This window comes from Pseudonocardia broussonetiae, assembly GCF_013155125.1.
Lineage (GTDB): Bacteria > Actinomycetota > Actinomycetes > Mycobacteriales > Pseudonocardiaceae > Pseudonocardia > Pseudonocardia broussonetiae.
The window spans coordinates 1,022,867-1,045,864 of the sequence record NZ_CP053564.1 but is presented as its reverse complement, the minus strand read 5'-3'; the positions used below and the strand labels follow the sequence as shown (position 1 = coordinate 1,045,864).

At 74.4% G+C, this 22,998-nt stretch carries 26 protein-coding genes and 3 tRNA genes; 17 read left to right on the top strand and 12 right to left on the bottom strand.

Going from position 1 to position 22,998, the window contains the following annotated elements; genetic code table 11:
- Nucleotides 1–267 precede the first annotated feature (267 nt).
- From HOP40_RS05120 to HOP40_RS05110, 3 genes are read right to left on the bottom strand one after another with little or no spacing between them, the layout of a single operon-like run.
- On the bottom strand, nucleotides 268–738 hold the full coding sequence (locus HOP40_RS05120) for a GNAT family N-acetyltransferase (protein WP_172155138.1): 471 nt from the start codon (nucleotides 736–738) through the stop codon (nucleotides 268–270).
- On the bottom strand, nucleotides 735–1,544 hold the full coding sequence (locus HOP40_RS05115) for a serine hydrolase domain-containing protein (protein ID WP_172155136.1): 810 nt from the start codon (nucleotides 1,542–1,544) through the stop codon (nucleotides 735–737). Before HOP40_RS05115 ends, HOP40_RS05120 begins: the two co-directional genes overlap by 4 nt.
- Nucleotides 1,537–2,208, bottom strand: coding sequence for an SDR family NAD(P)-dependent oxidoreductase (locus HOP40_RS05110; RefSeq protein WP_240157517.1), 672 nt, complete (start codon nucleotides 2,206–2,208; stop codon nucleotides 1,537–1,539). The genes HOP40_RS05115 and HOP40_RS05110 overlap by 8 nt, the downstream gene beginning before the upstream one ends.
- Nucleotides 2,209–2,235: 27 nt before the next feature.
- On the opposite strand from HOP40_RS05110, the gene HOP40_RS05105 reads away from it, so the two are divergent.
- Nucleotides 2,236–3,048: a DUF72 domain-containing protein gene (locus HOP40_RS05105; protein ID WP_172155132.1), complete on the top strand. Its 813-nt coding sequence runs from the start codon at nucleotides 2,236–2,238 to the stop codon at nucleotides 3,046–3,048.
- Here HOP40_RS05105 and HOP40_RS05100 read toward each other — a convergent pair.
- Nucleotides 3,012–4,184, bottom strand: a complete 1,173-nt coding sequence (locus tag HOP40_RS05100) for an MFS transporter (RefSeq protein WP_172155130.1) — start codon at nucleotides 4,182–4,184, stop codon at nucleotides 3,012–3,014. The genes HOP40_RS05105 and HOP40_RS05100 overlap by 37 nt on opposite strands.
- Nucleotides 4,185–4,285: 101 nt before the next feature.
- Between HOP40_RS05100 and HOP40_RS05095 the strand changes: the two genes are divergently transcribed.
- Nucleotides 4,286–5,644: a carotenoid oxygenase family protein gene (locus tag HOP40_RS05095; RefSeq protein WP_172155128.1), complete on the top strand. Its 1,359-nt coding sequence runs from the start codon at nucleotides 4,286–4,288 to the stop codon at nucleotides 5,642–5,644.
- 24 nt (nucleotides 5,645–5,668) lie between these two features.
- Here the strand turns inward: HOP40_RS05095 and HOP40_RS05090 are convergent, their stop codons facing one another.
- Nucleotides 5,669–7,276 (bottom strand): acyl--CoA ligase family protein, encoded by a 1,608-nt coding sequence (locus tag HOP40_RS05090; protein ID WP_172155126.1) that lies wholly within the window; start codon nucleotides 7,274–7,276, stop codon nucleotides 5,669–5,671.
- 105 nt (nucleotides 7,277–7,381) lie between these two features.
- Between HOP40_RS05090 and HOP40_RS05085 the strand changes: the two genes are divergently transcribed.
- Nucleotides 7,382–8,221: a class I SAM-dependent methyltransferase gene (locus HOP40_RS05085; RefSeq protein ID WP_240157516.1), complete on the top strand. Its 840-nt coding sequence runs from the start codon at nucleotides 7,382–7,384 to the stop codon at nucleotides 8,219–8,221.
- Here HOP40_RS05085 and HOP40_RS05080 read toward each other — a convergent pair.
- The 4 genes from HOP40_RS05080 to HOP40_RS05065 form a co-directional block, all read right to left on the bottom strand.
- Nucleotides 8,205–8,396 (bottom strand): ferredoxin, encoded by a 192-nt coding sequence (locus tag HOP40_RS05080; RefSeq protein ID WP_141279898.1) that lies wholly within the window; start codon nucleotides 8,394–8,396, stop codon nucleotides 8,205–8,207. The two genes, HOP40_RS05085 and HOP40_RS05080, sit on opposite strands and share 17 nt — an antisense overlap.
- A 48-nt stretch (nucleotides 8,397–8,444) precedes the next feature.
- Entirely contained in the window at nucleotides 8,445–9,119 is a 675-nt protein-coding gene (locus tag HOP40_RS05075; RefSeq protein WP_172155124.1) for a sortase domain-containing protein, read from the bottom strand.
- Nucleotides 9,116–9,316, bottom strand: a complete 201-nt coding sequence (locus tag HOP40_RS05070; RefSeq protein ID WP_172155122.1) for a hypothetical protein — start codon at nucleotides 9,314–9,316, stop codon at nucleotides 9,116–9,118. Before HOP40_RS05070 ends, HOP40_RS05075 begins: the two co-directional genes overlap by 4 nt.
- Before the next feature lie 168 nt (nucleotides 9,317–9,484).
- The gene (locus HOP40_RS05065; RefSeq protein ID WP_172155120.1) at nucleotides 9,485–11,362 is read right to left on the bottom strand and encodes a propionyl-CoA synthetase; all 1,878 of its coding nucleotides are present in this window, start codon (nucleotides 11,360–11,362) and stop codon (nucleotides 9,485–9,487) included.
- A 136-nt stretch (nucleotides 11,363–11,498) separates the two neighbouring features.
- Here HOP40_RS05065 and HOP40_RS05060 point away from each other — a divergent pair, with 136 nt between their 5' ends.
- Nucleotides 11,499–11,972, top strand: coding sequence for a BLUF domain-containing protein (locus HOP40_RS05060; protein ID WP_172155118.1), 474 nt, complete (start codon nucleotides 11,499–11,501; stop codon nucleotides 11,970–11,972).
- A gap of 73 nt (nucleotides 11,973–12,045) precedes the next feature.
- Here HOP40_RS05060 and HOP40_RS05055 read toward each other — a convergent pair whose 3' ends face one another.
- Nucleotides 12,046–12,957 (bottom strand): LysR family transcriptional regulator, encoded by a 912-nt coding sequence (locus HOP40_RS05055; protein WP_172155116.1) that lies wholly within the window; start codon nucleotides 12,955–12,957, stop codon nucleotides 12,046–12,048.
- 124 nt (nucleotides 12,958–13,081) lie between these two features.
- Between HOP40_RS05055 and HOP40_RS05050 the strand changes: the two genes are divergently transcribed.
- A complete protein-coding gene (locus HOP40_RS05050; RefSeq protein ID WP_172167874.1) occupies nucleotides 13,082–14,311 on the top strand; it encodes a Glu/Leu/Phe/Val dehydrogenase in 1,230 nt (409 codons plus the stop codon).
- Between the two features lie 261 nt (nucleotides 14,312–14,572).
- Nucleotides 14,573–15,874: a GDSL-type esterase/lipase family protein gene (locus HOP40_RS05045; RefSeq protein ID WP_172155114.1), complete on the top strand. Its 1,302-nt coding sequence runs from the start codon at nucleotides 14,573–14,575 to the stop codon at nucleotides 15,872–15,874.
- Nucleotides 15,875–15,881: 7 nt separating this feature from the next.
- Here the strand turns inward: HOP40_RS05045 and HOP40_RS05040 are convergent, their stop codons facing one another.
- Both HOP40_RS05040 and HOP40_RS05035 read right to left on the bottom strand, forming a co-directional pair.
- Complete coding sequence (locus HOP40_RS05040) at nucleotides 15,882–16,244, bottom strand: hypothetical protein (protein ID WP_172155112.1); 363 nt, start codon at nucleotides 16,242–16,244, stop codon at nucleotides 15,882–15,884.
- A gap of 57 nt (nucleotides 16,245–16,301) precedes the next feature.
- Nucleotides 16,302–16,523 (bottom strand): heavy-metal-associated domain-containing protein, encoded by a 222-nt coding sequence (locus HOP40_RS05035; RefSeq protein ID WP_172155110.1) that lies wholly within the window; start codon nucleotides 16,521–16,523, stop codon nucleotides 16,302–16,304.
- A gap of 191 nt (nucleotides 16,524–16,714) precedes the next feature.
- Here HOP40_RS05035 and HOP40_RS05030 point away from each other — a divergent pair, with 191 nt between their 5' ends.
- From HOP40_RS05030 to mftR, 11 genes are all read left to right on the top strand, one after another.
- The gene (locus HOP40_RS05030; protein WP_172155108.1) at nucleotides 16,715–16,945 is read left to right on the top strand and encodes a hypothetical protein; all 231 of its coding nucleotides are present in this window, start codon (nucleotides 16,715–16,717) and stop codon (nucleotides 16,943–16,945) included.
- 96 nt (nucleotides 16,946–17,041) lie between these two features.
- Nucleotides 17,042–17,114: transfer RNA gene (locus tag HOP40_RS05025), tRNA-Glu, on the top strand.
- Between the two features lie 37 nt (nucleotides 17,115–17,151).
- Nucleotides 17,152–17,225, top strand: a tRNA-Asp gene (locus tag HOP40_RS05020).
- Between the two features lie 34 nt (nucleotides 17,226–17,259).
- Nucleotides 17,260–17,333 (top strand) — tRNA-Phe (locus HOP40_RS05015).
- A gap of 140 nt (nucleotides 17,334–17,473) precedes the next feature.
- On the top strand, nucleotides 17,474–18,619 hold the full coding sequence (locus HOP40_RS05010; RefSeq protein WP_172155106.1) for a sensor histidine kinase: 1,146 nt from the start codon (nucleotides 17,474–17,476) through the stop codon (nucleotides 18,617–18,619).
- Nucleotides 18,616–19,272, top strand: a complete 657-nt coding sequence (locus HOP40_RS05005; RefSeq protein ID WP_172155104.1) for a response regulator — start codon at nucleotides 18,616–18,618, stop codon at nucleotides 19,270–19,272. Before HOP40_RS05010 ends, HOP40_RS05005 begins: the two co-directional genes overlap by 4 nt.
- A 163-nt stretch (nucleotides 19,273–19,435) precedes the next feature.
- Nucleotides 19,436–19,921: a DUF6326 family protein gene (locus HOP40_RS05000; RefSeq protein WP_172155102.1), complete on the top strand. Its 486-nt coding sequence runs from the start codon at nucleotides 19,436–19,438 to the stop codon at nucleotides 19,919–19,921.
- Between the two features lie 75 nt (nucleotides 19,922–19,996).
- Nucleotides 19,997–20,404 (top strand): BLUF domain-containing protein, encoded by a 408-nt coding sequence (locus HOP40_RS04995; protein WP_205347084.1) that lies wholly within the window; start codon nucleotides 19,997–19,999, stop codon nucleotides 20,402–20,404.
- Between the two features lie 67 nt (nucleotides 20,405–20,471).
- A complete protein-coding gene (locus HOP40_RS04990; RefSeq protein WP_172155100.1) occupies nucleotides 20,472–20,816 on the top strand; it encodes a hypothetical protein in 345 nt (114 codons plus the stop codon).
- Between the two features lie 188 nt (nucleotides 20,817–21,004).
- On the top strand, nucleotides 21,005–22,252 hold the full coding sequence (locus HOP40_RS04985; protein WP_172155098.1) for a GGDEF domain-containing protein: 1,248 nt from the start codon (nucleotides 21,005–21,007) through the stop codon (nucleotides 22,250–22,252).
- Nucleotides 22,253–22,316: 64 nt separating this feature from the next.
- On the top strand, nucleotides 22,317–22,973 hold the full coding sequence (gene mftR, locus HOP40_RS04980; protein WP_172167870.1) for a mycofactocin system transcriptional regulator: 657 nt from the start codon (nucleotides 22,317–22,319) through the stop codon (nucleotides 22,971–22,973).
- Nucleotides 22,974–22,998 lie beyond the last annotated feature (25 nt).

Below are 22,998 nucleotides of genomic sequence, written 5' to 3'. Positions count from 1 at the left end.
CCGGTCGCCTCTCGGCGCGTGGCGCACCCCGTGGGGTGGCGGTGAGTTGAGACCCGGGGACACGGATCGCCCGGCTCGGACTCCTTCTTCAACCTCCCCGGGTCCAGGAAGATTCCCGGGGAGGAGCGGGTGTCCGGGCCGGACGCCGGTCGCCTCTCGGCGCGTGGCGCACCCCGTGGGGTGGCGGTGAGTGAGACCCGGGGACACGGATCGCCCGGCTCGGACTGCCGGTTCAACAGCGCCCCCCGCCCGGGCATTCCCGGCCGGTCAGCGCAGGACGAAGCGGGTCACCTCGGTGCCGTAACGGCCGGTCAGGGTCCCGTCGGCGACGAACCCGGCCGCGCGCAGCATCGCCGCCGACGCACCGTGGTCGACGTTCGCGTACGCCGTCGGCGCGACGCCGGGGAAGCGCAGGTGCACCACCGGCAGCAGCGTGCCGAGCAGCGCCCGGCCGTGGCCCCGCCCCCAGTGCTCGGGCGCGAGCCAGATGCCGATCTCGACCTCGGCGAGGTGGTCGAGCTCGCCGAGGACCAGACCGATCACCTCGTCCCTGTCCCGCGCCAGGAACCACAGGCCCTCGCCGCGCTCGCAGCACGCCAACCCGCGCCGGAAGCGGTCCACCGCCCGCTCCCGGTCCCACGGCGCCCCGTCGCCGACGCGCGCGGTCACCCGCGGGTCGAGGGCGAGCACCAGGAAGTCGTCGAGGTCGTCGGCGGTGCAGGCCTCCAGCCCGATCACAGCGCGGCGAGCACCCCGTCGGTGAACGGCGGCCACGCCTCCACCGACCACGGCCCGAAGTCGCGGTCGGTGAGCGCGACGCACGCCACGCCCGCGTCCGGGTCGACCCACAGGAACGTGCCGGCCTGCCCGAAGTGCCCGAACGTGCGGGGCGAGCTGCCGGCGCCGGTCCAGTGCGGCGACTTGCCGTCGCGGATCTCGAACCCGAGGCCCCAGTCGTTCGGCTTCTGCCGCCCGTAGCCCGGCAGGATGCCGTCGACGCCCGGGAAGGCGACGGTCGTGGCCTCGGCCAGGGTGTGGGTCAGCCGCGGGGCCCGGAGCTCGGCGGCGAAGCGGGCCAGGTCGGCGACGGTGGAGACGCCGTCGGCGGCGGGGGAGCCCTCGAGGCGCGTCGACGCCATGCCCAGCGGCTCGCACACCGCGAGGTGCAGGTACTGCGCGAACGGCATCCCCGACGCCGCCGCGACGGTCTCGCCGAGCACGTCGAACCCGACGTTGGAGTAGATCCGGCGCGTGCCCGGCGCGGCCTGGACGACGCCGTCGGAGAACGACAGCCCCGACGTGTGCGCGGCGAGGTGGCGGACCGTCGAGCCCTCGGGCCCCGCGGGCGCGTCCCACTCCACGGCGCCCTCCTCCACCGCGACCAGCACGGCGTAGGCGGTGAGCAGCTTCGTCACCGACGCGAGGCGGAACTCCCGGTCCGGCTCGCCCGCGCTCGCGAGCACCGAGTCGCCGACGACGGCGGCCGCGGCGTGGTCGACGGGCCAGTCGAGCACCGCGTCGACGGCCGCCTGGAGGTCAGGCATCCCCGTACACCGGGACCAGCGCGCCGCTGATGGGTGCGGCGTCGGGGCCGCAGAGGAACGCGATGACCTTCGCGATCGCGGCCGGGGCGACGGCCCGCGCGGCGAGCTCCTCCGACATCCACGACCGGTTCGCCGGCGTGTCGATGACGGACGGCAGCACGGCGTTGACCCGGATCCGCTGCCCGCGCAGCTCCTCGGCCAGCAGCTCGGTGAGCCGCACGACGGCGGCCTTGCTCGTGGCGTGCGCGACGGGCGCGGGCCCCTGCACCGCCGTCTTCGACCCGACCGTGACGATCGCGCCCCCGCCGCGCGCGGCGAACAGCGGCGCCGCGGCCTGCGCCGTCCAGAGCGCGGAGCCGAAGTTGGAGCGCCACAGCGAGTCGAGCACCTCCTCGTCGACGTCGGCGAGCGTGCCGGGCGTGAACCCGCCGGCCAGCCCGACGAGGGCGTCGCACTCGACGGGGATCGCGTCGAACGCCTCCCGCACGGCCGCCCGCGACGACAGGTCGGCGGCGAGGGCGTGCACGCCGTCCTGCCCGCCGAGCGCGTCGAGGCGCTCCCCGGCGCGGTCCAGCGCCACCACCTCACGGCCCCGGGACCGGAACTCCGCGACGACGGCGTGCCCGAGCGCGCCCGCCGCGCCTGTGACGATGACTGCATCCACGGCGCCCATCCTGCATGCTGCGCACCCATGGCGCGGGTACGGGTCGGCACGTCGGGGTGGCGGTACCCGCCGTGGCGCCGCACGTTCTACCCCGAGGGGCTGCCGCAGCGCCGCGAGCTCGAGCACCTGTCACGGCGCGTCGACAGCATCGAGATCAACGGCTCCTTCTACTCGCTGCAGCGCCCGGAGAGCTACCGCGCCTGGGCCGCCCAGACCCCGGAGGACTTCCTGTTCGCCGTCAAGGGCCCGCGGTTTGTCACCCACCTCAAGCAGCTGCGCGACGTCGGCACGCCGGTGGCGAACTTCCTCGCGTCGGGCGTGCTCGCGCTGGGGCCCAAGCTCGGCCCGCTGCTGTGGCAGCTGCCGCCCCGGATGCGGTTCGACCCCGACCGCACCGCCGCGTTCCTCGACCTCCTCCCGCGCACGACGGCCGACGCCGTCCGGATCGCGGAGGGGCATGACGAGCGCCTGGAGGGCCGCGCGCACCTGGCCACCGACGCCGACCGCCCGCTGCGCCACGCCGTCGAGCCCCGCCACGAGAGCTTCCGCGACCCCCGGTTCACCGCGCTGCTGCGCGCGCACGGCGTCGCACTGGTGCTGGCCGACTCCGCGGGCACCTGGCCGGTCTTCGACGAGCTCACCACCGACTTCGCCTACGTCCGCCTGCACGGCCAGGACGAGCTGTACGCGAGCGGCTACACCCCCGACGCCCTCGACGCCTGGGCCGCGCGGGTGCGCGCGTGGCGCGACGACGGGCTCGACGTCGTCGTCTACTTCGACAACGACGCCAAGGTGCACGCCCCCTACGACGCGATCGCGCTGGCCGAGCGCCTGGCCTGATGCGCCACGAGCATCCGGCGCCCCAGCACCATCAGCACGGCCGCGACCAGCATCGTCACCGCCCCGACCAGCCACGCCGTGGGGAAGCCGAGCTGCGCGGCCAGGAAGCCGAACCCGACGGGGCCGAGGAACCCGCCGCCGTACACGCCGACCTGCACGATCGACGTGGCCGCCGCCGGCGCCGACGGGTTGAGCCGCACCACCGCGAACTGCAGCAGCCCGGGCCACGCCCAGCCCAGCCCGAACCCGAGCACCGTCCCGGCGACGAGCGCGGCGGTGCCGGGCACCGCGAGCAGCGCGAGCCCACCCGCCCCCAGCACGAGCGACGCCGCGACGACGGCGATGTGCCCGCCCGCACGGTGGTCGGCGGCCCAGCCGTGCACCAGGCGCAGGGTGAGCCCGACGACGCTGCCGAGCGTGAGCACCAGGCCGGCGGTGCCGGCCTCGACGCCGCGGTCGACCGCGGAGGCGACGAGGAAGATCCCCAGCGCCGACGACGCCGCCGCCGCCAGCCCCGCGGCGACCCCGATCACCGACAGCGCGGCCGTCGCGCGCTCGCCGGGCGCGGCGGGCGTCTGCTCGCGGCCGACCGAGTCTCGCGGGGCGACGAGCAGCGCGGCGAGCGCCAGTCCGGAGCCGATGACGTAGGCCCAGCGCCACCCGAACGTCAGCGCGACGGCCGGCACCGCCAGCCCGGCCAGCAGCGTGGCCAGCGGGATCGCCGCCTGCTTGATGCCGAACGACAGCCCGAGCCGGTGCGCCGGGACGTACCGGGCGAGCGTCAGGTTCGACGAGAGCTGCCCGAGCACGTTGCACCAGGCGCTGCACAGCAGGATCGCGACGAGCGCCGGGTAGGAGCGCGCGAACGCCGCCACCGCCGCCATCACCGCGGCCGCCCCGAGCACCGCGATCCGGCTCGTCGTCCCGGAGCCGTACCGCTCGACCAGCCACCCGCACGGCAGCGCGGCCAGCGCGCTCACGCCGAAGAACAGCGCGACGACGAGCCCGAGGCCGGCCGGGTCGAAACCCAGCTCGGCGGCGATCTGCACGGCGAGCCCGCCGGTCAGGAACACCGGCAGCACCGACACCGTCGTCGTGGTGACGGCCCCGACCACCGCCCGTCCGCCCTCAGTCATGTGAGCAACGCTAACGGATATCGGGCGCCGTGGGCGTCCTCTCGAGCTGCGTGATGGCCCACTGCGCCCGGTCGCGCACCGAGACGTGTCAGTCTCGGAACATGACCGCCACCGCGCCGCTGCACATGACCGGCCACTTCGCGCCGGTCCCCGACGAGATCGAGGCCACCGACCTGCCGGTCGAGGGCGCGATCCCGCCCGAGCTGACCGGGCGGTACTTCCGCAACGGCCCGAACCCGCTGCCCGGCGAGGTGTCGCCGCACTGGTTCACGGGCCACGGGATGCTGCACGGCGTGCGGCTGCGCGGCGGGCGCGCGGAGTGGTACCGCAACCGCTGGGTCCGCACCGGCGCCCTGGAGGGGCGCTCGATGTTCGGCCCCGAGGGCATCGACCTCTCGGTCGGCGTCGCCAACACCCACGTGGTCGCGCACGCCGGCCGGATCATGGCGCTGGTCGAGAGCAGCCACCCGCACGTGGTCACCCCGGAGCTCGACACGGTCGGCCCGTACGACTTCGGCGGGCGCCTCACCACCGCCATGACCGCCCACCCCAAGACCGACCCGGTCACCGGTGAGCTGCACTTCTTCGGCTACGGCGTCCTGCCGCCCTACCTCACCTACCACCGGCTCTCGGCCGACGGCGAGCTCGTGACCAGCGCCGACATCGCCGTGCCCGGCCCCACGATGAACCACGACTTCGCGATCACCGACCGGCACGCCGTGTTCCTCGACCTGCCGATCACGTTCTCGATGGAGCGGCTGGCGCAGGGCATGCCCTTCGCCTGGGACGACGCGTACGGGGCCCGGATGGGCGTCATGCCGCTGGACCGCCCGGGCGAGGTGACCTGGTTCGACGTCGAGCCGAGCTTCACCTTCCACATCGGCAACGCCCACACCGACGCCGCGGGCCGGGTGGTCGTCGACGGGGCCCGCTACGCCGCGGCCGACGCCGTCGCGATGTGGGACGGCATTGGCACCGACCCCGACGGGATCGTCTCCGGGGCCGCCGCCACCGGCCTGGCCCGGATGCACCGGTGGACGCTCGACCCGGCCACCGGGCGCGCCTCCGAGGAGGTGCTGCACGACCTGCACGTCGAGTTCCCCACCGTCGACGACGAGCGCGTCGGCCGCGCCGCCCGCTACCGCTACGCCGTCACCGAGGCCCGGGGCCGCTCGGGGATCGTCCAGTTCGACACCGAGCACGGCCGCGCCGCCGAGCACGTGCTCGACGCCGACACGGTGGCGGGCGAGGCCGTCTTCGTGCCCTCCGCGGCGCCGGGCCGCGCCGAGGACGACGGCTGGCTGCTGACGATCACGACCCGCCGCGACGGCAGCGCGTCGCAGCTCCTCGTGCTCGACGCCACCGACGTCGCCGGCGCCCCGGTCGCGGCGGTCACGCTGCCCCGCGGCGTGCCGGCCGGCTTCCACGGCTCCTGGATCGACGACGCCGAGCTGGGCTGACGCCGGGTGGGTGCGCGGGATGGGTCACCCGCGGATGCGGCTGGCCTCCCCGCCCCACTCCTTCTCCCGCAGCTCGAACTTCTGCACCTTGCCCGTCGAGGTCTTCGGCAGCTCGTCGACGATCTCGACGGTCTTGGGCGCCTTGTACCGCGCGATCCTCGACTTCACGTGCTCGATCAGCTCCTCGGGCGTCGCCGACCCCCCCTCGGCCAGCACCACGAACGCCTTGGGCCGCTCGCCGTACTGCTCGTCGGGCACGCCGATCACCGCGGCCTCCAGCACGGCCGGGTGCGACACGACGGCCTGCTCGACCTCCACCGTGCTGATGTTCTCCCCGCCCGAGATGACGACGTCCTTGGCGCGGTCGCGCAGCTCCACGAACCCGTCGGGGTGCATGACGCCGAGGTCGCCGGAGTGGAACCAGCCGCCCGCGAACGCCTTCTCGGTGCCGGCCGGGTCCTCGTAGTAGCCCTTCATGACGTTGTTGCCGCGCATCACGATCTCGCCCATCGCGACGCCGTCGGCGGGCACGTCGTTCATGTCCTCGTCGACGACGCGCAGCCAGTCGGCGCAGATCATGCCGACGCCCTGGCGGGCCTGCAGCGACGCGCGCTCCTCGGCCGGCAGGTCGTCCCAGGCGCGCTGGTACTGGTTCACCGAGTACGGCCCGTAGGTCTCGGTGAGCCCGTAGACGTGCACGATCCGGAAGCCCATCTCCTCCATCTGCAGGATGGTGGTGGGCGAGGGCGGCGCGCCGGCGGTGGTGATCACGAGCTGGTAGTCCAGCGTGACGGCCTCGGGCGCCCGCATGATCGTCGTGACGACGGTCGGGGCTCCGTTGAGGTGCGTCACGCCGTGCTCGGTGATCTGCTGCCAGATCGCGTCGCCGCGCACCTCGCGCAGGCACACGTGGGTGCCGCCGATGGCGGTGAGCGCCCACGGCGTGCACCAGCCGTTGCAGTGGAACATCGGCAGCGTCCACAGGTAGACGCTGTCGGGACTGTGCGCGGAGTGCACGATCTCGCCGAACGAGTTCAGGTACGCGCCGCGGTGGTGGTACATCACGCCCTTGGGCTTGCCCGTGGTGCCCGAGGTGTAGTTGATCGAGATCGTGCCGTCCTCGTCGTCGACGGCCCAGGGCAGCGGCTCGTCGTTGCCGCGGGCGAGCAGGTCGTCGTAGGTGACGCCGCTGCCGGTGCCGTCGCCCGGGTTCGCCGGGTCGATCACCGTGATGATCTCCTCGACGGTCTTGAGCTCCCGGGCCACCGGCGCGACGGTGGGGTGCAGCGCCGCGTCGACGACCAGGACCTTCGCGCCGGAGTGGTCGAGGATGTAGCGGACCTCCTCGGTGGACAGCCGCGTGTTGATCGCGACCAGCACCGCCCCGGCCAGCGGCACCGCGAAGTGCGCCACCAGCATCTCGGGGATGTTGGGCAGCAGGTACGCGACGCGGTCGCCCTTCTCGACGCCCGACCCGCGCAGCGCGTGCGCGATCCGCGTGGCCTCGGCGGCGAACTGCGCGTAGGTGTGGCGCCGCTCGCCGTACACGATCGCGGTCTTGTCCGGGTACACCTCCGCGGAGCGGCGCAGGAACGCCAGCGGCGTCAGCGGGGTGTTCCAGACGGTGGTCATCGGCAGATCTCCTCAGGGGACGGTCGCGGCTCGCTCGATCTTCTGCCCTGCCGGGCGTCGCGGCAACCACCGGAACCCCCTTGCCGCCCCCGTGACACTGGACGGGTGGAGCAGGCGGAGATGATCGCGGCCAACCGGGCCAACTGGGACGCGCGGGTCCCCGTGCACCTCGACGGCGGCTACGACCTCGACGCGCTGCGCGCCGGGCAGCAGCGCCTCGCCGACTTCGAGTACGCCGCCGTGGACGTCCGCGACCGCGACGTGCTGCACCTGCAGTGCCACCTCGGCACCGACACGGTCTGCCTGGCCCGCCACGGGGCCCGCGCGGTCGGGCTCGACCTCTCGCCCGCGTCGGTGGCGGCGGCCCGCGCGCTCGCCGCGGAGTGCGGGGTGGAGGTCGAGTACGTCGAGAGCGACGTCGAGCACGCCGTCGCCGCGCTGGGCGGCCGCCGGTTCGACGTGGTCTACACGGGCAAGGGCGCGCTGTGCTGGTTGCCCGACCTGACGGCGTGGGCGCGCGTCGTCGCCGACCTGCTGCGCCCCGGGGGCGTGCTGCACGTCGTCGAGTTCCACCCGCTGATGAACGCCGCCGCGGACGAGCAGGCCTGGCCCGGCGTGGTGCTCGACTGGCCCTACCTGCCGTCCGGGGCGATCCGGGTCGAGAGCGCGCAGAGCTACGAGGGCACGGGAGAGCTCGCGGCGCCCGTGAGCTACGAGTGGACGCACGGCATCGGCACCGTGATCGAGGCCGTCACGCGGGCCGGGCTGCGGCTCACGTCGTTCGCCGAGCACGACGTCAGCCCGTGGCGGCGGTGGCCGGACATGGCCGCCGCCGGGGACGGCTGGTGGACCTGGCCCGCCGGCGTGCCGCGGCTGCCGCTGCTGTACTCGCTGCGCGCCCAGGCCCCGGACCGGGATCAGCCCCGGGTCAGCCGACCAGCTTGATCGCCGCCCGCGGGCAGGCCTGCACGGCCTCCTCGAGCTTGGGGCGCAGCTCCTCGCCGGGGTTCTCGTCGAGGATGTACAGGAAGTCGTCGTCCCTGACCTCGAACACCTCCGGGGCGATGCCCATGCACACGGCGTTGGACTCACACAGGTCGAAATCCACCTCTACCTTCATGCCGCCATCGTGCACCGGCGGTCGGGCGCCCGTCACCGAAGGCGACCCTCAGCGGACGCCGGCCAGGCGGGCCCAGACGACCACGTTGTCCGGGTAGGGGCCCGCACCGCGGTCGAAGACGCCGCCGAAGGTGATCAGGCGCAGCTCCGGGCCCGCGGTGTCGCCGTAGACCTCGGCGGCGCGGAAGGCCTCGCGGGCCACCCGCTCCACCCGGTAGACGGTGAAGACGGCGTCGGTGCCGTCGGCGCGGCGGACCGACACCTCGTCCCCGGCGACGACCTCGGCCAGGTGCGCGAACGGGCCGGCGGCGCCGCCCATCCCGACGTGCCCGGCGATCACCGCGGGGCCGTCGGCGCCGGGCGTCGGCCCGCCGGTGAACCAGCCGGTCGTCGCGGGCTCCGGGGTGGCGGCGAGCACGCCGCCCGCGTCGGGGGACAGCGGGTCGATCCGGTCGGTGCGGACGCCGATCGCGGGCACCGCGAGCTCCGCGGGCGGCGACTGCACCAGCCGGTCGACCGGGCGCAGCGGCGGCACGGCGGGGGCCGCCTCGGGCACCGGCACCAGCGCGGGCGCCTGCGGGGTGGCCGCCAGCGGCACGACCGAGCGCGACACGGGCGTGGAGAACGCGGCGGGGGAGACGGCGAGCGGCGCGGCGCAGCCGGCGAGCAGCAGCCCGCCGACCAGCGCGGCGAGGACGGCCGCGGCGCGGACCCTGCCCCTCACGGGGCCGGGGGCCGGTTGGCGAGCGCCGGGGCCGTCGCCGGCGGCTGGGCCGGGACGACGACCTGCGCGGGCGCGTACTGCGCGAGCGGCGGGTCGGGTGGCGAGAAGGCGATGGCCGTTCCGGCCATGCCGAGGACGAGGGCGGCGCTCAGCGCGGCGCAGAGCGCGGCCGCACGCGGGAGGCGGGGCAGTTCCATGAGAGTCGGGGATCCTCTCGGGCAACGACGGTGGTGCGGCCGCCGTGGGGGAGCGTCGGCCGTGCACTCAGACATCGCGCGCTGTGACCAGGCGTTACCCGACAGTGGGAGATCCGGCTCACATTGCTCCGACCGGCCCCGTCCCGTGCGTCATCCGCGCCCCCTGCGTCACTCCCGTCGCAGCACCGGCCTCAGGGCGTCGAGGACGGACGCGTCGTCGATCGTGCCGGGCACCGGCTCGTCGGCGCCGTCGGCGATGCCGCGCATGGTCTTGCGCAGGATCTTGCCCGAGCGCGTCTTGGGCAGCGCCGCCACGACGGCGACGTCCTTGAGGCTCGCCACGGCCCCGACCTGGTCGCGCACGAGCTGCACGAGCTCGGCCCGCAGCTCGTCCTCGTCGCGCTCCACCCCGGCCTTGAGGACGACGAACCCGCGCGGGACCTGCCCCTTCATCCTGTCGGCCACGCCGATCACCGCGCACTCGGCGACGTCCGGGTGCGAGGCGAGGACCTCCTCCATGCCGCCGGTGGACAGCCGGTGCCCCGCGACGTTGATGACGTCGTCGGTGCGGCCCATGACGTAGACGTAGCCGTCCTCGTCGAGCCGGCCGCCGTCACCGGTGAGGTAGTAGCCCTCGAACGCGTTCATGTACGACGACAGGAAGCGCTCGTCGTCGTTCCACAGCGTCGGCAGCGAGCCGGGCGGCATCGGCAGCTTCACCACGATCGCGCCGTCCGTGCCCGCCTCGACGGGCTTGCCGTTCGCGTCGAGGACCTGCACGTCCCACCCGGGCAGCGGCCGCGTCGGCGAGCCGGGCTTGACCGGCAGCAGCTCGATCCCGGCCGGGTTCGCGACGATCGGCCAACCCGTTTCGGTCTGCCACCAGTGGTCGATCACCGGGATCTCCAGCAGGTCCGCGGCCCACCGGTAGGTCTCGGGGTCCAGGCGCTCGCCCGCGAGGAACAGGTACTTCAGCGACGACAGGTCGTACTTGCGGGCGTACTCGCCGTTCGGGTCCTCCTTCTTGATCGCCCGGAACGCCGTCGGCGCGGTGAACAGGCTCTTGACCCCGTGCTCGGCCACGACCCGCCAGAACTGCCCCGCGTCGGGCGTGCCGACGGGCTTGCCCTCGTAGAGCACGGTCGTGGCCCCGGCCAGCAGCGGCGCGTAGACGATGTAGGAGTGCCCGACGACCCACCCCACGTCGGACGCGGTGAAGATCGTCTCCCCGGCCCCGACGTCGTACACGTTCGGCATCGACCAGTTCAGCGCCACCGCGTAGCCGCCGCCGTCGCGCACCACGCCCTTCGGCTTCCCGGTCGTGCCCGAGGTGTAGAGGATGTAGAGCGGGTCGGTGGCCTTCACCGGCACGCAGTCGGCCGGCGTGGCGCCGGCGACCGCGGACGCCCAGTCGACGTCGCGCTCGCCCATCGCGGCCTCGGCCTGCGGGCGCTGCAGGATCACGCAGTGCTCCGGGCGGTGCGAGGCCAGCTCGATCGCCTTGTCCAGCAGCGGCTTGTACTCGATGACCCGCTTGCCCTCGATGCCGCAGGACGCCGAGACGATCACCGACGGCGTGGCGTCGTCGATGCGGACGGCGAGCTCCTTCGGCGCGAACCCGCCGAACACGACCGAGTGCACCGCCCCGATCCGCGCGCACGCGAGCATCGCGACCGCGGCCTCGGCGATCATCGGCAGGTAGATCACGACGCGGTCGCCGCGCCCGACGCCCAGCCCGGCCAGCACGCCGGCGAAGGCCGCCACCTCGTCGCGCAGCTCGCGGTAGGTGAACGTCCGCTGCGACTCGGTGACCGGCGAGTCGTGGACCAGCGCGGGCCGGTCGCCGTGCCCGGCGTCGACGTGGCGGTCCAGCGCGTTGTGGCAGACGTTCAGCTCGCCGTCGGGGAACCACCGGTAGAACGGGGGCCGCGAGTCGTCCAGCGCCCGCGTCGGCGCGACGTGCCAGTCGATCGCCGTGGCCGCGTCGAGCCAGAAGCGCTCGGGGTCCTCCACGCTCGCCGTGAACAACTCGTCGTACACACCCACGTCATGTCCTCCTCGACTCTTGCGGCGGGACTCTAGTGCGTCGGGCAAGATCGACATGTGGGGCGGATCACACCGGGTTACGGTTTGAAACGCCCGCCACCGTGGTCGGGCGATCCATCACCCAGGAGGACGACCCATGGCTGACACACCCCTGTTCCGCCTCGTCTACCGCAGTCAGCTGACCGTTCCGCCGGAGGAGCGCCGGGCCGAGCTGGCCTCGATCCTCGACGCGTCGCGCTCGAAGAACTCCGCCCGCGAGGTGACCGGCGCCCTGCTCGTCTGGCAGGACTACGTCGTGCAGACGCTGGAGGGCGAGGAGGCCACCGTCAGAGCGCTGTACGAGAAGATCGCGAAGGACTCCCGGCACGAGGCCGTCACGCTGCTGGAGGCCGAACCCGTGGAGAGCAGAGCCTTCGCGCGCTGGTCGATGGCGCGCGTCTCGGACAACGACCAGCCCTCGGGCATGCCCAGCCTGAGCAACCGCAACGACGGCGATCCCCCCGAGCCGAGCCACGACACCAGGGAGGCCGACCCCGTGGTCAGCGCGATGCGCGGCTACGCCCAGGGGACGTCCCAGGTGAGCCCCCACGTGGGCCGCGGCGTCGTCTGACCGCTCGCCCCCGACGCCGTCGCGCGGCCCCGGTCACCGGGGCCGGGCGGCGTGCCCGCACAGCCCGTGCGGGTCACTGCGCCCCGAGGCCGCGCGCGGCGGCCTCGGTGCGCACGGCGTCGATCACCCGGTGCAGCGACGTGCGCCGGGCGGTGCCGGTGCGGTGGGCGATCGAGACCGTCCGGGTGATCGGCTCGGTCACCGCCCGGACGTCGACGCCGGGCGGGCACAGCGCGAGGCCGAGGTCGGAGACGAGGGTGACGCCCAGCCCGGCCGCGACCATCGCCAGTGCCGTGGCCTGCTCGCCCACCTCGTGCTCGACGCGCGGCTCGAACCCGGCGCGCTGGCAGGCGGTCCGCACGGCGCGCCCGAAGTGCGAGCGCGGCCCGGACAGGATCCACGGGTGCTCGGCGAGGTCGGGCAGGTCCACGGTCGGCAGAGGCAGCGCGCCGGCGGGCACGGCGGCGTGCAGCCGCTCGACCGCGATCACCACCCGCTCCAGCCCGGGGTCCCAGGTCATCGGGTAGGTCGAGTACTCGATGACGAACGAGAAGTCGAGGGCGCCGTCGCGCACCGCGCCCGCCGTCTCCTCCGGCGCCAGCTCGCGCGTGCGCACGGCGATCCCGGGGTGCTCGGCGGCCAGGGCGGCCAGCGCCGCGGGCAGCAGCCCGGACGCGACCGACGCCCACACGCCGGCCGTCAGCCGCACCGAGACCGACGACTGCGCCTCCTCCAGCGCCAGCGTCGCGCGCTCGACGGCGCCGAGGATCTCCTCGGCGTGGTCGGCCAGGACGAGCCCGGTGTTGGTGAGCTGCACGCGCCGCCCGAGCCGCTCGAACAGCGAGCTGCCGACGTCTCGCTCGAGCTGCGCGAGCTGCTGGGACACCGCCGACGCCGTGTAGTGCAGCGCCGCCGCGGCGGCCGTGACGGTGCCGCGCCTGCGCAGCTCGCGCAGCATCCGCAGGCGCTGCAGCGAGAGGTCCACGCGGCCAGCGTAAGCACCGGTGAACGCCGCCGTGCAGGTTTCGTAACTGGACCCCCCGCCGGACGCGGCCGCAGGGTGGGGAGCACCGGCGGAACGAGAAGGACGAGGTGGCGGCGTGACCACGATGCAGGACCCGACGAAGGCCGTGGAGGTCGCCACCCGCGAGCCCGGGGCGATCGACCGCGACCCGCTGATCCGCCTGACCTGGACCGACCCGGTCACCGGCACCCTCGGCTACCTCGTCGTCCACCTGCTGGTCTCGGGCCTGGCCACCGGCGGCACCCGGATGCGCGCGGGCTGCACGCTGGCCGAGGTGGAGGACCTCGCCCGCGGCATGGCCGCCAAGACCGCCGTGTTCGACCTGCCCGTCGGCGGGGCGAAGGGCGGCATCGACCTCGACCCGCGCGACCCCCGCGCCGTCGACGTGCTGACCCGCTTCTGCGAGGCCGTGCGCCCGTGGCTGGAGGGCTACTGGGTCACGGCCGAGGACCTCGGCGTGCCGCAGCACCTCATCGACGACGTGTTCGCCCGCATCGGGCTGGGCCAGAGCTACCACGCGGCCATCTCCCGCTCGGCCGACCCGGAGGCCACGCTGCGCCGCGTGCGCGCCGGACTGGACGCGCCGGTCGACGGCGGGCTGCTCGGCGACGTCATCGGCGGCTACGGCGTGGCGCAGGCCTGCCTCGCCGCCGCGCAGGCGTGGCAGTGGTCGCTGCCCGGCACGACCGTCGCGGTGCAGGGCGTCGGCACGATGGGCGGCGCCGCGGCGCACCACCTGCACGCGGCGGGGATGCGCGTGGTCGCCGTCGCCGACGCGGCCGGGACGCTGTTCCACCCGGGCGGGCTCGACGTCCCCGCCCTGCTCGCCGCGCGCGACGCCTTCGGCGAGATCGACCGCGCCCGCGTGCCCGCCGACGTGCGGCGCCTGCCGCGCACCGCGGTGATCGGCACGGCCGCCGACATCCTCATCCCGGCCGCGATCTCCTACGCGATCACGCCGGACAACTCGTTCGACGTGGCCGCGAAGGTCGTCGTCGAGGCGGCGAACACCGCCACCACCCCCGAGGCCGAGGCGATGCTCACCGCGCGCGGCATCCCGGTGCTGCCCGACTTCGTCGCCAACGCGGGCGCGGCGGCGTGGGCGTGGTGGCTGCTGCTCGGCGAGGTCGGCCCCGACCCGGAGGAGTCGTTCCTGCGCCTGCGCACCGAGATGACGTCGAAGGTCGGCCTGCTCCTGGAGCGCTGGATCGTCGACGGCACGCCGCCGCGCAGCACCGGCCACGCCTGGGCCGCGGCCCGCCGGGCGGCGCTGGCCCGCGATCCGCAGGGCGCGCGGCCCGTCGTCATCCCCTGAACCCGCCGGGCCGGGGCGGTTCACCTGGTCAGGTGGTGAGGAACCGTTCCCCGCCCCCGTCGTGTCCACCACGGAGAGCGATATCGCTTCGACGTAACGTGACCACCCGATCGGCCGACTCACGAACGGGTGGTCCCGCTCGTTCGACCCTACGTAATGGATTGCCTACTACCCGTTCGAGCGACGTGTGTCGTCACGAACGCGGTGGTCCCGGCGATGACACTGCGGGACGGCGGAACGAGGGGTCTGGTGGGACGCGCGATGGGGGCTGGGGCACGGGTGCGCAACGGGGTTCGAGGGCTCGTCGCCGCCGCCGCGCTGATCTGCCTCCTCGGGGCGTTCGCCCTCACCGACCGCGAGCCGGGGACGGCCGGCTACGGCGCCGCGGCCTCGTCCGGCCCCGACTGCGCGCCGGCCTGGGCGGGCGCCTGGCACGCCGCCGCGCAGCCCGGCCCCGCCGACCCGTCGCTCGCCGGCCGCACGCTGCGGATGGTGGTGGTCCCGCAGGTCACCGGCTCGCAGGTCCGGGTCCGGCTGTCCAACGCCTACGGCGCCACCCCGATGCAGGTCGGCACGGTGTCCGCAGGCTGGTCCGACGGCGCCGCGGGGCTGGTGCCCGGCACGATGCGACCGGTCGCGTTCGGCGGGCTGTCCGGCGTCACGGTGGCGCCGGGGGCCGAGGCCGTCAGCGACCCGGTGGCGCTCGTCGCCGAGGTCGGCCGGCCGCTCGCCGTCAGCCTGTTCCTGGTGACCCCGCCCGACGTGCTCACCCAGCACGGCGTGGCGCTGCAGACCTCGTACCTGTCCCGGCCCGGCGACGCCGCGCTGGCCGACGACGGCGCCGCGTTCGACACGCCCGTCACGTCGTGGATGGTGCTCACCGGCGTCGACGTCCTGGCGCCGCGCCCGGTGAACTCCGTCGTCACGATCGGTGACTCGATCACCGACGGCGTCGGCGCCGGCCCGGGGGAGCGGTGGTCCGACGCCCTGTCGCGCCGCCTCACCGCCGCGGGCGGCCCGTCGGTCATGGCCGTGCTCAACTCGGGGATCTCGCGCAACCAGCTGCTGTCCGACGCCCCGCTCGTCGACGGCGACTCCCCGCTCTCGCGCTACGACCGCGACGTCGGCGCGGCCACCGACGTCGTGCTGCACATCGGCACCAACGACATCGCCGCGGGCCGCAAGGCCGACGCGATCGTCGCGGGGATGGTGGCCTTCGCCGAGCGCGCGCACGCCGGCGGCACCCGCGTGGTGCTGACGACGATCACGCCGTCCGCGACGGGGGCGCACGGCACGCCGGAGGCGATCGCCACCCGGGAGTCGGTCAACGCCTGGGTCCGCGCCCACGGTGTCGAGCACGCCGACGGGGTGGCCGACTTCGCCGCGGCCGTCGCCGACCCGGCCGACGCCTCCCGGCTCGCGCCCGCCTTCGACTCCGGCGACGGCCTGCACCTCTCGGCCGCGGGCTACCGCGCTCTGGCCGACGCGCTCGACCCCGCGCTGCTCTCCGGCAGCCCCTGCCTCGACGGCGGGGAGAGCCGGGTGCTGGTCTCCGGTCCCTGAGGGACCTCTAGGAGGGGGAGGAGCGGCGGCCCAGCCGGCTCAGCGGCCCGCGGCGGCGCTTCTCCGCCTGCTCGACGACGGCGAGCGGACCCGTGGGGGTGTCCTCGCGGTCGAGGCGCTCCACGACCCAGTCGACGGCCAGCGCGCCCGGCGAGACGCCGCGTTCCTGCGCGATCCGCCGCAGCTGCTCGATGCGCAGCGCGGGCAGGCGGAGCTGGAAGACCTGGGCCGAGCCGAAGCGGCCGGTCAGCTCCGTCGGGTGCTCCTCGGAGCCTGGTGCGAGCGCGGCGAGGTAGGAGTCGAGCTCGGGATCGTGCGCTTCGGGCCCGGGGCCCGACGGACGGCGGCGCGCACGGCGGTCGGACGGCATGCCCGGCACCCTACGGCGGCACGGGCCGCCGGGTCGGTCGTGAGCGCTGTGCCGGTCTCAGCCGACGAGCTCGAAGCCCGCCTCGGAGACGGCGGCGGCGATCTCGTCGCGCTCGATGTCGCGGTCGCCCAGCACGGTGACGAGGCCGTCGTCGAGGCGCACGTCCACGGCGCTGACGCCGTCGATCTCGGAGACCTCCTCCGTGACCGACATCACGCAGTGCCGGCACGTCATGCCGGCGACGGTGACGTGCGTGCGGAACGGTGCCTCGACAGCCATCGGACCTCCTCGAACGGGCTGGGGACATGGTGGCAGAGGTCACGTCCTGCGCCGACACCGGTGGTCGCACCACTCCGCAGAGTCACGACCGCGGGGCGCACTCACTCGGGAAGGGGCGTGCGCGGGGGACCCCCGATAGGTAACGTCTCGGTCACGGTCACGGGGGTGGCCACGGGGGCGGGGAGGCTGCGATGACCGGCGGTATCGGAAGCGCGCGACGCGAGACCGGCGACCGGGTCACCGGCCCGATCCCGACCCAGCGCACCGCATCGGACGCGTACCGCGTCAGCGACGACCAGCTGCACCGCGCGCGCAAGGTCGTCGCCGAGAACTCGTCGACCACCGAGGACCTGCACGAGCTGCTCGACATGCTCGGCCTCATCTCCTCCACGCCGGACCTCCCGCCGCCGGTCAGCCGCTGAGCCGACCCCCGGTGCGAGGGCCCCGAGGGCCTGTCCTATGCTTGGCGGGCTCCCAACGGACAGTCGTGGACGGCACGGACGGCCTCGGCTGCCCGAGTCCCCATCGTCTAGTGGCCTAGGACTCCGCCCTTTCAAGGCGGCAACGCGGGTTCGAATCCCGTTGGGGGTACGGTTACACCGCTCGACATCTCCATAGCACGAAGCAAGGCCCAGTGGCGCAGTTGGTTAGCGCGTCGCCCTGTCACGGCGAAGGTCGCGGGTTCGAGTCCCGTCTGGGTCGCTCCACCACGGTCCGGTGTCCCACCGGACCGCCCGGCCAGGTAGCTCAGTTGGTACGAGCGACCGCCTGAAAAGCGGTAGGTCGGCGGTTCGACCCCGCCCCTGGCCACATCTCCGACCAGCGGATCCGCTGTCCCACGCGTCGATCCTCTTCCGTCTGCGGGCTCGAGCTGTCCCGGGCGCAGGAACGAGACGTGCCTCGTGCTTTCGGCTGGTCCGCCACGGGCGCGGTTTCTCTACGCTGCGGGCATGGTGAGAAGCGCCCTCCGGGCGCTGTGGGCCGAACCCCGCCCTCCGAGTCCGCCCGTCCGGGTGTGGCGGGACCGGGCGCTCGTCGCCGTGCTCGTGCCGTGGTCGGTCATCGAGACCGTGGTCCGCGACGACGTGGCCCCGAGCCCGGTCGTGCTCACCGTCAGCCTCGTGATCGTGCTCGCTCTGCTGTACCGACGCACCCGTCCCCTGGGCGCGGTGGCGGTCGCGTTCGGCACGCTGATCGCGTTCGACGTCGCGAGGATCGTCGCGATCGACGGGACCGGACTCACCAGCATCGTGGCCGTGCTGGTGCTCCCGTACTCGCTGTTCCGCTGGGGAGCCGGCCGGGAGGCCGTGATCGGCCTGGGGATGATCCTCGTCTGGCTCGCCGTCACGCTCGCCGTCGTCCCCACCGACCCGGCCGAGGTGGCGGCCGGGTACGGGTTCTTCCTGCTCTCCGCCGCGCTCGGCACGTCGATCCGCTACCACGCAGGCGCCCGCGTCCGCGACATCGAGCAGGCCGAGCTCCGCCAGCGCAACCAGCTCGCGCGCGAGCTCCACGACACGGTCGGTCACCACGTCTCGGCCATCGCCATCCAGGCCCAGGCCGGGCGCGCCCTGGCGGCGTCCCACCCCGACCGTGCCCTGGCCACGCTCGAGACCATCGAGGAAGCGGCGTCGCGGACGCTCGAGGAGATGCGCGCCATGGTCGGCGTCCTGCGCGACGGGACGGAGCCCGACCTCGCCCCGCACCCGGGTGTCGCCGACATCGGTCGGCTCGCCCGCAGCGTCGGTGAGCTGCCCCACGTCGACGTGCACCTGTCCGGTGACCTCGACGACCTCCACCCCTCCGTGGGGACCGCCCTCCACCGGATCGCCCAGGAGGCGGTCACCAACGCGGTGCGCCACGCCCGCCACGCGACCCGGGTCACCATCCACGTCGCCGACGAGGGCGGACGGGTGCGCCTGACCGTCCGCGACGACGGCGGTGCGAGGACCACCGGCCACGCGGCCCCGGGCTACGGCCTCGTCGGCATGGCCGAACGGGCGAGCCTGCTCGGCGGCACCCTCCGGGCCGGACCCGACCCGGACGGCGGCTGGACGGTCGACGCGGTGCTGCCGAAGAGCGTCGCGACGACATGACCATCCGCGTGCTCATCGCCGACGACCAGGACATCGTCCGTGCCGGACTCGCCGTGATCCTCGACGCCCAGCCCGGCATCGACGTCGTCGGTGAGGCCGCGGACGGCCGTGCGGCGGTCGACCTGGCCCGCACGCTCCGCCCCGACGTGTGCCTGTTCGACATCCGCATGCCCCGGGTGGACGGGATCGAGGCCACCCGGCAGCTCGCCGGCCCCGGCGTCGACGACCCGCTGGCGGTCGTCGTGATCACCACCTTCGACCTCGACGAGTACGTGCACGGGGCCCTGAAGGCCGGCGCCCGGGGCTTCCTGCTCAAGGACGCCGGCCCCGCCCTGCTCACGCAGGCGGTGCACGCGGCCGCCCGGGGAGACGCCCTGATCGCCCCGAGCATCACCGCGCGGCTCCTCGCCGCCTTCGCCGACACCCGTGCGAGACCCGCACCGGTGCCGCTCGTCGAACCGCTCACCAGCCGGGAGGAGGAGATCGTGATCCCGGTCGCCCGGGGCCGGACCAACAGCGAGATCGCCGACGACCTCCACATCAGCCTCAGCACCGTCAAGACCCACCTCGCGAGCCTCATGCGCAAGCTCGACGCCCGCAACCGCGTCGAGATCGCGATGTGGGCGTACGAGACGGGCCGCATCCCCGGCTGACGACGATCCGCTCGGGAGCGTGAGGGGCGGCGCACCGGCCGGAAGCACGAGGGACGAACCGTTCCACCGGCCGGTCGAACACGAGCCCGGAGACCGATCCGCCCGTCGTCGAGGTCGGCGATCGTGAGTCACCGATCAACCGACCGGAACGAAGGAGCACGAGATGAGATCACCGAAGAACACCGCCACCGCGCTGGAGTCCCTGCACGTGCCGGTGCAGGCGAAGCTCGCGGCAGCATGGACGAGCTTCATGTTCCTGTACGCCTACGTGGACATCATCGGCTTCTACAAGCCGGGCACCATCGACGACATCCTGGCCGGCGTCGTCTTCGTCTTCGACATCACCCAGGTCTGGGCGGTCACGGTGCTGGCGCTCATGGCCGTCCCGATCCTGATGGTGGTGCTGTCCGCCGTGCTGCCGGCCCGCGCGAACCGGATCACGAACCTCGTCGTGGCATCGGTCCAGGTCCCCTACGCGACGTTCAACGTGGTGGGCGGGTCCTGGACGTACTACTACGGGCTCGGCGTCGTACTGGAACTGATCGTGCTGGCGGTCATCCTCCGGTTGGCCTGGACCTGGCCCCGCACGGCATCGCCGTCGACCACGGCGACGACCGCGGATCCCGTTCCCGTCACGGTCGCAAACTGAGACGTCCCCCGTGATCAGGGACACCCACGATGGCGCTCGACCGGCACCCCGGTCGCCGGACCGGAGGGAGACGCCGTGGGGAACGCGAGACGCCGCAGCGCCCCCGACCTCGTCTTCCGCCTGATCTACCGGAGCCGGCACCTGAGCCCCGCCCCCGACCGCGGGGCGGCGCTCGGTGAGCTCGTCGGCGACGCCCTCGACCACGGTCGCCGCCACCGGATCACCGGTGCACTGCTCGTCGCCGACGACGTGTTCGTGCAGGTCCTCGAGGGCGAGGAGGACGCCGTGCGGTCGCTGTACTGCCGCATCGAGCTCGACCCCCGCCACGAGGCCGTCACCGTGCTGCAGACGGGGATGACCGAGCGCGTCTTCCCCTGCTGGTCGATGGCCACCGTGTCCGACGACGGCGGTCCCGACCCCACGACCACACCCGCGCAGCACGCCGTCCTCGACCTCATGAGGGGGGCCGCACGACCGGGGTGACCCCAGATGAGACCCGTCTCAGAACCACCTCAGACGCGTCTCACGCCGGAGCCGTTGACTCGTTCCCATGACGAAGACGACGCTCCTCGCACTCGCCGCCGGCGCCGCACTGCTCACCGCGTGCGGCTCCGGCGACACCACCACCCCGGTCGTCCCGGTGGTCGCGCCGCAGCCGGCCGCCACGGCGCCCGCACCCGCCCCGCCCGCACCCGCCGGCACCTCCGACGACGACCGCGACGACGACCGCGACGACGACCGCGACGACGACCGCGACGACGACCGCGACGACGACGGGGTCGACGACCGCGACGACGACCGGGTCGACGACGACCGCGACGACGACGGGGTCGACGACCGGGACGACGACCGCGACGACCGTGAGGACGACGACTTCCACCACCGCGTCGGCTGACGGCTCTCTTTCGCCGACCGTGACGGTTACGATCACCCGAGAGGCGATCGGACCGTGCCCGGCACGGGCGAGAGGGAGCAGGAGGCATTCCACTGTCACCGCACCGGTCCGTCGCGCCGTCCGGCTGGGCCATCCGGTCGATCCCGCGCCGGCTCACCGCCCTGCTGGTCGCGGTCGAGCTGCTCGCGGTGCTGGCCGTCGTCGTCGACGGCGCGGTCTTCCCGCCCGACGTCACGGCGGCGCGGCTGTGGACGGTGGCGGGGCTCTCGCTCGCGGGCGTCCTGCACACCGAGGCGGCGCTCAGCGTCGAGCGGCTGCGACGCCGGGTCGACGAGACCCCGCACCTGGACCTCAGCTCGGTCTGGACGTTCGCCGCCGCGCTGCTGCTCCCCGGGTGCATGGCCACGGCCGTCGTCCTGCTCGTCTACTCCCACCTCTACCTGCGGGCGTGGCGCCCGTCCGGGTTCCCGCCGTACCGGGTCGTGTTCAGCACGGCCACGGTGGTGCTCGCGGTGCACGCGGCCGCCGGCGTCGCCCGGCTCGCGGGGGGCAGCGACCTGTTCCGCTCGCCGGTCGGGCTCGTCGTCGTCGCGCTGGCGGTGGTGGCGTACGCGTCGGTCAACCTGCTGCTCGTCGTCGCGGCCATCCGGATGACGGGGCCGCGCACGACGTGGCGGCGCGCGGTGGGCCACCGCGACGAGCTGCAGCTGGAGATGGCCACGCTGGCGATGGGCGCGGTGCTCGCGGCCGCCGTCACCGTCTACGGCGCCGAGTACGGGCTGCTCGCGCTGCCCCCGCTCGTCGTGCTGCACCGCACGGTGCTGGTCCGCCAGTTCGAGGAGGCCGCGAGCACCGACGCCAAGACGGGGCTGCTCAACGCCGCGGCCTGGCGGCTGCAGGCCGAGCGGGCGCTGCGCGCGGCCCGGCACGCGGAGGCCACGGTCGCGGTGCTGCTGCTCGACCTCGACCACTTCAAGCTCGTCAACGACCGCTACGGCCACCTCGCGGGCGACGAGGTGCTCACCGACATCGGGGCCGTGCTGCGCGCCGAGGTGCGCGACGAGGACGTCGTCGGGCGCTACGGCGGCGAGGAGTTCGTCGTGCTGCTGGCCGCCACCGAGGGCGAGGACCTGCGCACCAGCGCCGGGGCGGTGGCCGACCGCATCCGCCGCCGCATCGACGAGCTGCGCCCCGAGGTGTCCGGCCCGGGCGGCCGGGTCGTGCTCGACGACGTGTCGGTCTCGGTCGGCGTGGCCACCTACCCGGCCGACGGCACCGACCTCGACCGCCTGCTCGAGGTCGCCGACGCCGCGCTCTACGCGGCCAAGGCCGCGGGCCGCAACCTGGTGCGGCACGGGCTGCACGCCGTCGACGGGGTCGACGGGACGGTCGACGGGGCCCTCGCCGCCGACGGGCGGCCGGTCCGCGGGTCCTGACCGGCGGCCCGTGGCAGGATCGACGGGGGCGCGGGCTGCGCCCGAGGAGGCGTCGGTGTCCGCCATGCGCAGCGGGGTGGGAGCGGCCGGACCCCGCCGGTCCGGCCGCCGTCCCGTGACGTCCCGGGTCGAGATCGAGCACATCGCGCTCGACCTGTTCACCCGCCGCGGCTTCGACAGCACCACCGTCGACGACATCGCCGCGGCCGCGGGGATCGGCCGCCGCACCGTCTTCCGCTACTACGCCTCCAAGAACGACATCCCGTGGGGCGCGTTCGACGAGCAGCTCGACCGCATGCGCGCCACGTTCGCGGCGCTACCGCCCGACGTTCCCGTGATGCACGGGGTCCGCGCCGCGGTGCTGGACTTCAACGAGGTGCACCCCGACGAGCAGCCCTGGCACCGCAGCCGGCTGCGCCTGATCCTCGGCACGCCGGCCCTGCAGGCGCACTCGACGCTGCGCTACGCGGCGTGGCGCCGGGTCGTCGCCGACTACGTGGCCTCGCGGCTGGGGGTGTCGCCCGACGACCTCGTGCCCCAGACGGTCGGGCACGCGAGCCTCGGCGTGGCCCTCGCCGCGTACGAGCGGTGGCTCGGCCACGACGACGGGGAGCTGCGGGACCTGCTCGACACGGTGTTCCGCTCGCTCGAACGGGGTCTCACCGGGCCACTGGGCGAGGAGCCCCGGCCGGACGCGGAAGCGCACCGGCCGGGCTCCTAGGGACCCGACCGGTGCGCCGCCGCGG